Origin of the sequence: Agromyces sp. Marseille-Q5079, assembly GCF_051016555.1 — a bacterium.
GTDB lineage: Bacteria > Actinomycetota > Actinomycetes > Actinomycetales > Microbacteriaceae > Agromyces.
The window spans coordinates 18761-31235 of record NZ_JBPEJF010000009.1; the positions used below are offsets into that span (position 1 = coordinate 18761).

11 protein-coding genes and 1 pseudogene are annotated in these 12475 nt (G+C 65.8%); 4 read left to right on the forward strand and 8 right to left on the reverse strand.

Annotation, left to right across the window (positions count from 1 at the left end):
* The first annotated feature begins 141 nt into the window (after window positions 1-141).
* From trxB to ACR3IO_RS16940, 4 genes are all read left to right on the forward strand, one after another.
* Entirely contained in the window at window positions 142-1116 is a 975-nt protein-coding gene (gene trxB / locus ACR3IO_RS16925) for a thioredoxin-disulfide reductase (protein WP_434072400.1), read from the forward strand.
* Between the two features lie 38 nt (window positions 1117-1154).
* Window positions 1155-1478 carry a thioredoxin gene (gene trxA / locus ACR3IO_RS16930; protein WP_116080086.1) on the forward strand — a complete coding sequence of 108 codons (324 nt, stop codon included), beginning with the start codon at window positions 1155-1157 and terminating at the stop codon, window positions 1476-1478.
* 165 nt (window positions 1479-1643) lie between these two features.
* Complete coding sequence (locus tag ACR3IO_RS16935) at window positions 1644-2966, forward strand: PLP-dependent aminotransferase family protein (protein ID WP_434072401.1); 1323 nt, start codon at window positions 1644-1646, stop codon at window positions 2964-2966.
* A 17-nt stretch (window positions 2967-2983) separates the two neighbouring features.
* Window positions 2984-3958, forward strand: a complete 975-nt coding sequence (locus ACR3IO_RS16940) for a D-alanine--D-alanine ligase family protein (protein ID WP_434072402.1) — start codon at window positions 2984-2986, stop codon at window positions 3956-3958.
* 128 nt (window positions 3959-4086) lie between these two features.
* Here ACR3IO_RS16940 and ACR3IO_RS16945 read toward each other — a convergent pair whose 3' ends face one another.
* The 8 genes and pseudogenes from ACR3IO_RS16945 to rpmH all read right to left on the reverse strand — a co-directional run bounded on the left by ACR3IO_RS16945 (window position 4087) and on the right by rpmH (window position 12205).
* Entirely contained in the window at window positions 4087-5079 is a 993-nt protein-coding gene (locus ACR3IO_RS16945) for a ParB/RepB/Spo0J family partition protein (RefSeq protein WP_434072403.1), read from the reverse strand.
* Window positions 5079-6071: a ParA family protein gene (locus ACR3IO_RS16950; RefSeq protein WP_434072530.1), complete on the reverse strand. Its 993-nt coding sequence runs from the start codon at window positions 6069-6071 to the stop codon at window positions 5079-5081. Before ACR3IO_RS16950 ends, ACR3IO_RS16945 begins: the two co-directional genes overlap by 1 nt.
* A 3044-nt stretch (window positions 6072-9115) precedes the next feature.
* Window positions 9116-9751, reverse strand: a complete 636-nt coding sequence (gene rsmG, locus ACR3IO_RS16955) for a 16S rRNA (guanine(527)-N(7))-methyltransferase RsmG (protein WP_434072404.1) — start codon at window positions 9749-9751, stop codon at window positions 9116-9118.
* Between the two features lie 16 nt (window positions 9752-9767).
* Window positions 9768-10265, reverse strand: coding sequence for a protein jag (locus ACR3IO_RS16960; protein WP_434072405.1), 498 nt, complete (start codon window positions 10263-10265; stop codon window positions 9768-9770).
* A 2-nt stretch (window positions 10266-10267) separates the two neighbouring features.
* Window positions 10268-11221 carry a membrane protein insertase YidC gene (yidC, locus tag ACR3IO_RS16965; protein WP_434072406.1) on the reverse strand — a complete coding sequence of 318 codons (954 nt, stop codon included), beginning with the start codon at window positions 11219-11221 and terminating at the stop codon, window positions 10268-10270.
* Between the two features lie 147 nt (window positions 11222-11368).
* Window positions 11369-11662: pseudogene (gene yidD / locus ACR3IO_RS16970) on the reverse strand (membrane protein insertion efficiency factor YidD); the annotation flags it as partial.
* Window positions 11655-12059, reverse strand: a complete 405-nt coding sequence (rnpA, locus tag ACR3IO_RS16975) for a ribonuclease P protein component (protein WP_434072407.1) — start codon at window positions 12057-12059, stop codon at window positions 11655-11657. The gene rnpA and the pseudogene yidD, both read right to left, overlap by 8 nt.
* Window positions 12060-12067: 8 nt before the next feature.
* Entirely contained in the window at window positions 12068-12205 is a 138-nt protein-coding gene (rpmH, locus tag ACR3IO_RS16980; protein WP_056010217.1) for a 50S ribosomal protein L34, read from the reverse strand.
* Window positions 12206-12475: the final 270 nt, after the last annotated feature.

Consider the following 12475-nt stretch of genomic DNA (forward strand, 5'->3'; position numbering starts at 1 on the left):
CGCTGCGCGGCATCCGTCACATGCCGTCCGCGCCGTCGGCGACGGAATACGCGACGCCTAGACTGTGTTGACCATGTCGTTGCCTCCGATCCGACCACCGATCCGGATGCCACGAACCACCGACCGACGACAGGAGCCTCCTTGCGCGACATCATCATCATCGGCTCTGGTCCTGCGGGCTTCACCGCGGCGATCTACGCAGCCCGCGCGGAGCTGAAACCCCTGCTCATCGCGAGTTCCGTCGAGATCGGCGGCGAGTTGATGAACACGACCGAGGTCGAGAACTTCCCGGGCTTCCCCGAGGGCATCATGGGCCCCGACCTCATGGGCAAGCTGCAGGCCCAGGCCGAGCGCTTCGGCACCGAGGTCGTCTATGACGACGTCGTCTCGCTCGACATCGACGGCCCCGTCAAGCGCGTCACGCTCGGCAACGGCGAGACCCACGAGGCATCCGCCCTCATCTACGCGACCGGCTCGGCGTACCGCAAGCTCGGCCTGCCCGAGGAGGAGGTCCTGTCGGGCCACGGCCTCTCCTGGTGCGCCACGTGCGACGGCTTCTTCTTCCGGCAGAAGACGATCGCCGTCATCGGCGGTGGCGACTCCGCCATGGAGGAGGCGACGTTCCTCACCCGGTTCGCCGACAAGGTGTACGTCGTCCACCGCCGCGACACGCTCAAGGCGTCGAAGATCATGCAGCAGCGTGCCGTCGACAACGAGAAGATCGAGTTCGTGTGGAACTCCGAGGTCGCAGCGATCCAGGGCACGAACGCGGTCACCGGCGTCACCCTGCGCGACACCGTGACGGGCGAGGAGCGCCTCCTCGAGCTCGACGGCCTGTTCGTCGCGATCGGCAACGACCCCCGCACGCACCTCGTGCACGGAAAGCTCGACCTGACCCCTGAGGGCACCATCTGGGTCGACGGCCGCACGTCGAAGACCTCGCTGCCCGGCGTGTTCGCCGCCGGCGACGTGATCGACCCCCACTACCGTCAGGCCGTCACGGCTGCCGGTTCGGGCACGGTCGCGGCGCTCGACGCCGAGCACTACCTGGCGGCACTCGGCAACGTGAACGCTGCTGAGGCCGTGCTCGAGAACGAATTCGTCTCGGTCGACTGACCGACGACGCGTATCCAATTCAACCTGAGGAGACACCCATGACCGCACGTGCCGTGACCGAGGCGACCTTCGAGCAGGAGGTCCTGAACAACGAGAAGGCCGTCCTCGTCGACTTCTGGGCCGAGTGGTGCGGCCCGTGTCGCGCGGTCAGCCCGATCCTCGACCAGATCGCGACCGAGCACGCCGACAAGCTCGACATCGTCAAGCTGAACGTCGACGAGAACCCGCAGCTCGCGATGAAGTACCAGATCACCGCGATTCCCGCGTTCAAGGTCTTCGAGAAGGGCGAGGTCGTCAAGACCGTCATCGGCGCCAAGCCGAAGCCCGCCCTCGAGGCCGACCTCGCCGCCTACATCGCGTAGTCGGCCGCCTCGTAACGCTTCGAGACCCGCCCGGCAGACGCCGGGCGGGTCTTCTGCATTTCCCGGCGGATGCCGAGCATGGCGTGCGCGACTCATCTCGTGACGAGTCGCACTTCGAGCGGCAACTAGCATTGAACAACCCCGAACAGAACGGAAGCAGCACTCGTGACCTCTGACGGCGTCCCCCAGCGGACCGGCAACAACCTCGACCCGTGGTACGCGAACTACGCCGAGCGAGCCGCCGGCCTGGCCGCCTCCGAGGTGCGCGCGCTGTTCGCCGTGGCATCCCGCCCCGAGGTGGTCTCGCTCGCCGGCGGCATGCCGTTCGTCTCCGCCCTGCCCCAAGACCTCATCATCTCCTCGATGGATCGGGTCATGCGCACCGAGGGTCCGACAGCCCTGCAATATGGCTCTGGTCAGGGAGTTCCCGCGCTCCGCGAGCACATCCTCGACGTCATGGCGCTCGAGGGCATCCAAGGTTCCGTCGACAACGTCGTGACCTCGACCGGCTCGCAACAGGCACTCGACCTCGTCGCGAAGCTCTTCATCGATCCGGGTGACGTCATTCTTGCGGAGTCGCCCAGCTATGTCGGCGCACTCGGCGTGTTCCGCTCGTACCAGGCGAACGTCGTCCATGTCGCCATGGACGAGAACGGGCTCATCCCCGAGGCGCTGCGGCAGACCATCGCGCACCTGCGTGGCCAGGGCCGCCGCATCAAGTTCCTCTACACGATCCCGAACTTCCACAATCCAGCGGGCGTGACCCTCTCGGCCGAGCGCCGACCCGAGATCCTCGAGATCTGCCGGTCGAACGAGATCCTCGTCCTCGAGGACAACCCGTACGGCCTGCTCCACTTCGATGAACCCGCACCGAATGCGCTCCGCTCACTCGACCCAGACGGCGTCATCTACCTCGGTTCGTTCTCGAAGACGCTCGCACCCGGCTTCCGGGTGGGGTGGGCGCTCGCGCCGCACGCGATCCGCGAGAAGCTCATCCTCGCCGCCGAGGCCGCGATCCTCTCGCCGAGTTCGTTCAGCCAACTCGTCGTCTCCGAGTACCTGTCGACCACTGACTGGCGCGGACAGATCGACACCTTCCGCGGCGTCTATCGCGAGCGCAAGGACGCGATGATCGAAGCTCTGGGGGAGTACCTTCCCCAGCTCAGTTGGACCAATCCCAACGGCGGCTTCTACGTCTGGGTCACCATGCCCGACGTCCTCGACTCGAAGCAGATGCTGCCCCGTGCGGTGAAGGAACTCGTGGCGTACACGCCCGGCACGGCGTTCTTCGCCGACGGCCGCGGGCGTCATGCCATGCGCCTCTCGTTCTGCTACCCGACACCCGACGCGATCCGGGTCGGCATCCGTCGACTCGCCACCGTGGTCAACGGCGAGCTCGACCTGCTCGACACGTTCGCCGGCACCGGTCCACTCCAGCTCCCCGTGAAGCCCGGCATCGAAACCGCCCCTCCGTCCGATATGAAGTAGTGGAGAAACCCCTGATCATGAGCGATTCCCACGGTCTCTCCGTCGTCGTCCTCGCGGGTGGCATCTCGCATGAACGCGATGTCTCACTCCGCTCCGGTCGACGCGTCGCCGACGCCCTCGCGGCGGCCGGCCACCGGGTCGTCCTGCGCGACCCCGATGCCGGACTCCTGTCATTCCTCGCGAACGAACGCCCCGACGTGGTCTTCCCCGCGCTGCACGGCTCGAGCGGCGAAGACGGCTCGCTCATCGGCCTCCTCACGGCACTCGGCGTTCCGACCGTGGGGTCGAGCGCGTCTGCCGCGCGTCGGGCATGGTCGAAGCCGATCGCGAGCTCGCTCATCTCGGCCACGGGCGCCGCCGTGCCCGACTCGATCGTGCTCTCGCATGAGTCGTTCCGCGAGCTCGGCGCAGCCGGCGTCCTCCGCGTCGTTCGCGAATCGCTCGCAGGCGAACTCGTGGTGAAGCCGGCGATGGGCGGTTCAGCCCAGGGCGTGTCCATCGTCACCGATCCGAACGACCTGCCGCGTGCCATGGTCGATGCGTTCACGTATGCGGAGGTCGTCGTCGTCGAACGGCGCATCGTGGGCACCGAGATCGCCGTCGGCGTCATCGACACCGGATCCGGTCCGGTCGCGCTCCCGCCCGTCGAGATCGACCCGACCAACGGAATCTACAGCTTCCAGGCTCGATACAACGCGGGGGAGACCACCTTCTACGCGCCATCTCGTCTGGATGCCGCGATCATCGAGATGGCCTCGGCCGCGGCGGTGCACGCCCACGTCGCGCTCGGACTTCGCGACCTCTCGCGAATCGACTTCATCGTGGATGCCGCAGGCACCCCGTGGTTCCTCGAGGCGAACGTCATGCCGGGCCTGACCGAGACGTCGCTCCTGCCGCTTGCCATCGACGCGTCCGGCTCGAGCGCCGCCGAGGTCTACTCGGGCTTGGTCGAAGCCGCGGCAGCACGGGTGAAGGTTCCCGTCTCGGAGTGATGCGGTGGGGTCGGGCACTTGTCTGCTGCGACCCCACCCCTTCGTTCTACGTCGACGCGCGCGCCGCGAGCGCGGCCTTTTCGCACCCGTTTCGCTTCGTCAGGAGCGATTCTGAGCGCGATCGCGCATCACACGCCGTCGAGTTCCTCGCCGAGGTCCGTCAGGATGCGCCGAAGGTCTTGAACCGTCGCGAAATCTATGCTGATCTGGCCTTTTCTAGCGCCGAGATTGATCTTGACCCGTGTGTTCAGGCGATCGCCGAGACGTCCGGCGAGGTCGTCGAGGAAATCCTGTCGCTTGCCTGCCGACGGCTTCGCACGCGCCGAGGTGGCCGGCGCGGCTGACGTCGCCGCGGCCTCGGCCGCACGCACGGACAGTTCCTCGTTCACGATCTTGTCGGCGAACCGCTGCATCGTCTCGCTGTCGCCGCCGGTCGCGAGAATTGCGCGTGCATGACCTGCGCTCAGCACACCCGCCGCGACCCGGAGCTGAACCGGCTCGGGCAACTTCAAGAGTCGGAGCGTGTTCGAGATCTGCGGTCGTGACCGACCGATGCGCGAGGCGAGTTCCTCCTGGGTGATCCCGAAATCCGCGAGCAACTGTTGATATGCGGATGCCTCTTCGAGCGCGTTCAGCTGCGATCGGTGGAGGTTCTCGAGGAGCGCATCGCGCAGCATGTCCTCGTTCGCGGTGTCCTTGATGACCGCGGGAATCGAATCGAGACCCGCCTCCTTCGTCGCCCGCAGTCGACGCTCGCCCATGACGAGCTCGTACTTGCCCGGCTCGTCGGGATGCGGACGAACGACGATCGGCTGCAACACGCCGAACTCACGAACGCTGTGAACGAGCTCGGCGAGGTCTTCAGGGTCGAAGACATGGCGGGGCTGAACGGCATTCGGGACGATGTCATCGGGATTCAGCCGTGCGAGACGAGCACCCGGAACCGAGATGAGTTCGCTCTCGTACTCCGCCGCGTCCTCGACCACGGAGACGGAAGACACCGGCGCCGCTTCCGAGTCGGGGAAGAACACATCGACCGGGCGCGTGGCCCGGCTGGAGTCGTCACCCTGAGGGATCAGCGCGCCGATACCGCGGCCGAGTCCTGTTCGCTTCGTCGCCATCAGTTTCCTTCCATGCGTGCCGCGGTGGCCGCTCGTTGGGCGATCTCCGCCGCCGCTTCGCGATAGGAGAGCGAACCTGACGAGGAGTAGTCGTAGCTGATGACGCTCTGGCCGTAGCTCGGGGCCTCGGAGACACGAACGGAACGAGGGATGATCGTCTCGAGCGTCTGCACCGGGAAGTGGTCGCGGACCTCCTGAGCCACCTGCTGAGCCAGGTTGGTCCGCGAGTCGTACATCGTCAGCAGGATCGTCGAGAGTCGAAGCTCGGAATTCAGGTGCTTCTCGATCAGCTCGATATTGCTGAGCAGCTGGGAGAGACCCTCGAGTGCGTAGTACTCGCACTGGATCGGAATGAGCACCTCGCGAGCGGCGACGAAGGCGTTGATCGTCAGGAGCCCGAGCGACGGCGGGCAGTCGATGAAGACGTAGTCGTACGGACGCTCCATCGAGGCAAGGTGCTTGTCGATGGCGCGACGGAGTCGTTGTTCACGGGCGACGAGCGAGACGAGCTCGATCTCGGCACCGGCGAGATGGATCGTCGCGGGCACGCAGTCGAGACGTTCATGTTCGGTCGAGCGACGTACGACGGCCGCCAGATCGAGGTCGGCGACGAGTACTTCGTACACGCTCTGCTGGTCGGAGCGGTGGTCGACCCCGAGTGCCGTCGAGGCGTTGCCCTGAGGGTCGAGGTCGACGACGAGCACGTGGGCGCCAGAACGTGCGAGCGCCGCCGCGAGGTTGACGGCCGTCGTCGTCTTGCCGACTCCGCCCTTCTGGTTCGAGATCGTAAAGACGCGGGTCTGCGCGGGAAGGGGGAGTACCGCCGTCTCGAGTGCGATGCGTCGACGGGTCTCGTCGGCAATTTGATCGGCCAGGGGAGTTCCTCCGTATTCGGGCTCCGTTTCACGTGAAACGGTTCGCGTAGGCGTGGGCTGAGCCACGGTGGGTTGAGTCAGGTTCGGGCGAAGATCAGAGGGCGCAGCCTCGGACATCGGTGTCGCCACTGTGTATTCGGTGCCTGCATCGAGAGACGCAGCAACCGGCTGCGTGCCAATTGGTTCGACGGCGACGGCGTGATCGCCGCCTTCGGGGGAGGGGGGCACGCGATCGAAGCGGTCCATGCCTTCCGGAACCTCCACGGAGGGCGCGGGCGACACGGGCTCCTCCACCCGGGACGATGGCGCCGAGTCCCCGTAGATGTCAGACTCGGTGTCCTCCACGTGGGGATCCGCGCTGACGAGGCCATCACCCGTTTCACGTGAAACATGGCCTCCGTCTCCAGTGGAAGACGCGGGCGTTGCCGGGTCCTCGGCATCGCGAGGTTTGGTCGCCGCGTGCACCGACGAGCCGGAGTCCTGGTCCTGGTCCTGGTCCTGGACGACATCCGGGGCGGGGACCTCGGTAGCCTGGGCAGTCTGCGGCGAATCGACGTACGCCTGCACCGGCATTTCGGCCACCGAAGCGTCAGCGCCGAGGGCCTCCTGGGACTCGGTATGCGCCGGGCCCTCATCGGGTGATGCAGACGCAGCTCGTGCAGAATGCAGGGAGCTCACCGTATCGGCAGCCGCGTCGCCGACGATCTCACGGATGATGTCCTCGAGCAGCCGATCGGGTTGGGCGATCGAGTGTGCCGACCGCTCCGGTACGGCCGGCCCTTCCTGGCCGGAGAGGGCCGCTGCCGTCGCCGCATCCCAGTCGTAGTTCGAAGTGGTCGTTGAGACAGGGGAGGGACCGGTCGCCACGCCCGACGAGGCCTTCGCGGCCTGATCGTTCACGTCAGCGGCACCCACGTTCGACGACACGGGATCGCCCGTGCTGGATGAAGTCGGTGCAGAAGGAGTGGGTGTGGACGCTGGAGGGGGAGTGTCGGTCTGCGCTGCTGCCCCGTCGACTCGACGCAAGTCGGTTTCAACGTGGGGAGCGTCTTGGACATCTACCGGGCCACCCACGGCAGGTACGCCTTGACTGCTTGCGGCGGACGCAAGCCAAGCCGGCTTCGGCGGGAGTGCGGTGACTGGGTACTCGTGCGGCGGATTCGCAGCAGTGGAGCTCTCTGGGTACGGCACAGTTGGATCTGATTTCACTTCGGGTTCAAGCGGGGCGGCAGTTGGTTCGGGCTGTGGTCGACGCCGATGGAACCATCCGCGACCTCCGCCCTGTGCCATGCCGAATTCTCCAAACCTGATCCGTCATTCCCCACGATCGGGTGCCCACCCAGCCGGCGAAGTTTGCTGAACCGCACCAGACACCCAAGCCTAACCGCCACCGCCGACGTGTGAGGACGAAGTTCCGCGAGATGCATCGCACGCTGTTCGCACCAGGTATTCTCGCCCGCGCCACGCGCGCCGCCTCCATAGGCGGTCGCAGCGCTCCATCTCGGCAAACGCCGTTTCACGTGAAACATCACGGCTCGCGCGCGACAAGCATTTGGACCCGTCCCTGCAGCACCGCCCGCGCATGTCGGTTTTCGGCCATCACCGGATCGGGCCCTCAGGCAATCGTCTTTCCGCTGCCTGCGACCGGCGGTGACATACGAGCGGCCAGGACCGGCCCGATTCGAGGCAGCGCTTCAACCTCTCGGGACACCGCTCCGCGTATTGGGTGCCAGGCGTGCGCAGGTCGCACGAGTCCACCCCCGGCTGTTGGTGATCTGCGCCGAGATAAGCCTGGAGCCTGGGCTGCACCGATCTCGCATAACGCAACTCGAACGAGCACTCCGTGCACGAACCTGCGTGCAACACAACTGCTGAGCCAGGACGGTCGGCGATCAGCGATGCGCGAAGGGGACTGCCACCTGCGCCCTTGCGCCACCAGGAATCCAAGTCGCATGCATCCATGTCTGCGGATGGGGCACCGCCACGCTCAGCGGGCATGACCCACACGCCCGTTTCACGTGAAACGGCGCCTCGACCACCAAGACGCGCTCGAGTGAACACGAGCCATGCCCTGCATCTGCGCGCGAGCAGTCTGAGGGTGCTCGATGATCGACGGGCGATCAACGAACGAGTGAAGAGCGGTCGCCGCTAGCCGACCCCGCATCACGAGGAATCCGAGAGGGACACGTTCACCATCGTGCTGCCGGCGAGACAAGGGGTGGGGGGAGCATCGCCGCGCAAGCGTACACACGTTGGTCCGTTTCACGTGAAACGGCGCCCGCTCCTCTCCATGAACGCCATGTCTTCCCACGCCTTCGAGCACGGGTCCAGCCACCGACGCCGCGGCGAGGGACATCGTGCGCCGGACTCGACCAAGGAGTCAGGACGTAAGGCATCGCGACGGGCGACGTCGATCCCAGCGACGGACGGGGTCAGAGTTGAGAACTCGCAACATGCGAGTGAAGTTAAGAAGCTACACCGGCACCCGCACCAACACTGGCCTCCAACACCGCCTACCAACACCAACACCGCCTACCAACACCAACACCGCCTACCAACACCGACACTGGCCTCCAACACCGCCTACCAACACCAGCACTGGCACCGGCACCGGCACTGGCACTGGCACCGGCACCGGCACCGGCACCGGCACCGGCACCCACGATCGATCAAGAGCCAGCGAATCACAAAACACGGGCGACACGAGCGCGCGGAGAATTCAGACGGGCAGAGGCACAGAGACCCAGAGGGGTGCGCATCCAGCCAACCGCAACCATGTGAGCGACGAACAGGGGAGTGGCCCGACCATGACGTCCGGCGCTGACGATGTACTCACCGAGCACGACCGGGCGCCCATGAATGCAGGTGCGCAAGATTCCCACCGAATCGCAGGCCCACCGACCCAGGCGCACGCTCGGGCTCCACACCGAAGCACTCGAAGACCGCCTGGGGAAGGGAAAGAGCCTGTTCAACTCGACGCGGGCGTCCGAGCGGATCAGCGGAGGAACCCGCACCGAGCAATCGCTCGATGCACCCGCCTGCCCGCGTCAGCCGCAGGCATCGAACACACCCCATGCGTGCGACCGTCCCGCGACCATGACGGGACCCGGAACCGGCGCGCATCGGTCTGTGGATGCGCGCCGGCGTCCGAAGGGCTCGACTCAGCGCGCGTCGACGGTCGCGCGGAAGACGCGGGTGACCTCGGTACCGAGATCCTCTCCGAGCACGAGCACCTCGGGGTCGGAGATGAGGTACTTGCGGAACACCTTCTGAGCTGCGCCGATCTCGCCGTCGACGCCGGCGCCCTTCATGAGCACGAGCTCGCCGCCCGGCTTGGCCAGGGGAGCGGTGACGGGAATGAGGGTACGCAGCGCACTGACCGCTCGGGCAGTCACCTGGTCGAATTGCCGCTTGTGCGCGGATTCCTCACCCCGTGCTCGCTCGACGACCACGTTCGACAGGTCGAGTTCGCGCACCTGACGCTCGAGCCAGTCGACGCGACGCTCCATCGGCTCGATCAGCGTGAAGGAGACGTCGGGGCGGATGATCGCCAACACCAGTCCGGGGAGACCTGCTCCGGAGCCGACATCCGCCACCGTTCCTGGGCGAAGCAACGACGCCACGAGGCCCGAGTTCACGACGTGACGCGTCCACAGGCGGGGGAGTTCCAGCGGGCCGATCAGGCCCAGTTCCTCGCCATGACGCGCCAGTGCGCTGGTGAAGGCTCGACCGAGGTCGATGCGGTCGCCGAAGACGACGGATGCGACTGCCGGCTCGATCTCGAGTTCGTCTGTCATCGTTTCACGTGAAACATCACGCCGAGCGCGTGATGACCGTGTGACGATCCGCGCCCTCGCCGCGCGACGCCGAGTGGAATCCACGCTCGCCGACCAGGTCGTGCACGAGCTTGCGCTCGTAGGACGACATTGGGGGGAGCGAGGCTTCGGCTGCGCCGGCCTCGATGCGCTCGACCGCACGCTCGACGAGGCTCGCAAGCTCGTCGCGACGAGCGTCGCGGGATCCGCCGATGTCGAGGATCAAGCGGGAGAATGCGCTGGTCTTCGTCTGCACCGCGAGGCGGGCGAGCTCCTGGAGCGCGTTGACCGTGTCGGGCTTGGAGAGCAGGTTGAGGTTCGCACCGTCACCCGCGTTCACCGAGACATAGGCGCGGCCGTTGCGAGCATCGATGTCGATGTCTCCATCGAGATCGCAGATGTCGAGCAGTTCCTCGATGTAGTCGGCGGCCATGTCGCCTTCCTCTTCGAGCTGCGAGACGGTTCGCTCGTCATTCAGGTTCTGAACGTCGGTCATGGCTACTTTCCACCCTGCTTCTTCGCGCGGTTCTTGTTGACCGGCTGCTGGCGCTGCGTCGTCTTCTTCTCTTCCACGACGATGGTCGTGGTGTCCTTGTCCTCGATGACGAGCTTGCCCTTCTTGGCGAGTCGCTCCTCACGAGCCTTGGCAGCTTCGCTGCCCGGGGTCGGCATGTTGCGGATGACCAGGAACTGCTGGCCCATGGTCCAGAAGTTCGAGACGAGCCAGTAGAACATGACGCCGATGGGGAAGGCGACACCCGAGAAGGCGAACACGAGGGGGAGCAGGTACAACATGATGCGCTGCTGGCGGAACATGGGGCTCGCCTTGGTCTCGGGCGACATGTTCTTCGAGACGATCTGCAGCTGCGTGATGAACTGCGACGCGGTCATGAGGACGATCATCGTCGCGGCGATGACCATGACCTGCCAGGGGTACTCGCCGTTCATCGCACCGATGAAGGTGCCCTTCAGCGGTGCGCCGAGGAATTCGGAGTTGGCGAACGAGTTCGCGAGCTCCTGGGTGAACACGCCGACGCCGGCCTTGTCGTGCTGAGCGTCGTTGAGCACCGAGAAGAGGCCGAAGAAGATCGGCATCTGCAGTAGCAGTGGAAGGCAGGAAGAGAGAGGGTTGGTGCCCGTCTTCTTGTACAGCTCCATGGTCTCGCGCGACATCGCCTCGCGCGAGAACTGGTCCTTCTTGCCCTTGTACTTCTCCTGGATCTTCTTGAGCTGCGGCGCGACCTCGAGCATGCGGCGCTGGCTCTTGATCTGGCGGACGAAGATCGGGATCAGCGCGGCGCGGACCACGATGACGAGTCCCACGATCGAGAGGATCCAGGTGATACCCGCGTCGGGGTCGAGACCCGTGAACGTCCACAGCGAGTGGAATGCGACGAGGATCAGCTCGATGACCCATTTGATGGGCCAGAGAAGCAGGCTGATGATATCCATTGCGGCGGGTCAGTCCTTTCGGGACATGGTGGGGGCTGAGGCATTCGTCGTCATCAGCGCGTCGGATGCATCGTCGCATCCGTCGTGCGACGCGTGGGCGTTGCGATCGAGGGGCCGGGTGTCACCGGCGGGGGAGGAGACCCAGGAGGCGGGGAGCACCCATCCGAATCGTGTGACCGAGTACCGATCGTGGTTCGCGCGGCGCACGTCGTCGATGCCGCCGGCCGACCAGGGATTGCAGCGGACGATGCGCCATGCCGTCAACGCACTGCCGAGGACCAGGCCGCGTTGCTGCACCGATCCGAGTCCGTACGCGGAACAGGACGGATAGTACCGGCACACATCTCCGTACAAGGGGGAGATGATCGCGCGATAGCCGCGGATGAGCAGTACGCCGAGGTTGCGCGGGAGGAGCAGGAGAAAGAGGAGCGCATCACGCATCAGCGCGCACCTCTCCCGGTGCATCGTCGAGTGCGGGTCGGTCGGTCGAGGGCGATGGCGTCGTCACACCGCGGCGGGCGAGCGCCCGCAACACCTCGGACCGGAGCTCCGCCCACGAGGCGTCCGCGGCTCCGGGGAGTGCGCGGACGACGACATCGACGTGAGATGCGCCGGCGAGCACCACCTCGTGGGTGACGGCCTTGAGCCGCCGACGAACTCGGTTGCGGCGAACCGCCGATCCGACCTTCTTCGAGACGATGAATCCGAATCGTGGGTCGCCGGCAGACTCGCGCGACCGCACATAACTCACCGTGTGCGGCGTCGCCACCTTCGCACCACGACGCACGACGACACGGTAGTCGTCGGCACTCGTGATGCGATTCGCCTTGGCGAGCACCGAATCGACTACGCGGAGAGTTCGGTGCGACCCTTGGCGCGGCGTGCCGAAAGGATGCCACGGCCGGCGCGGGTGCGCATGCGAAGTCGGAAGCCGTGCTTCTTGGCACGACGACGGTTGTTCGGCTGGAACGTACGCTTGCTCATTCTTCTTCTCCGGCTTTCGGATCTCCGCGTCTCTCGGGAGCTCGGCAGGGCCGATCTCGACGGTGACGGGAAAAACTGGGTGCCCAAACGGGCTGGGGTCAACTGATTAAAACTACGGCCTCGAGGTCCTGTGGTCAAACCAGGAGGCGATCGAGTCGACGTAGCGCAAAACGAAGAGTATCTCTCCTACCTCGGGAAAGCCTGTGGAAAGACACGCCGTGCAGGAAGAATCCCGCAAGCGGCATTTGTCCACAGGGCAGTCTTTCGCTA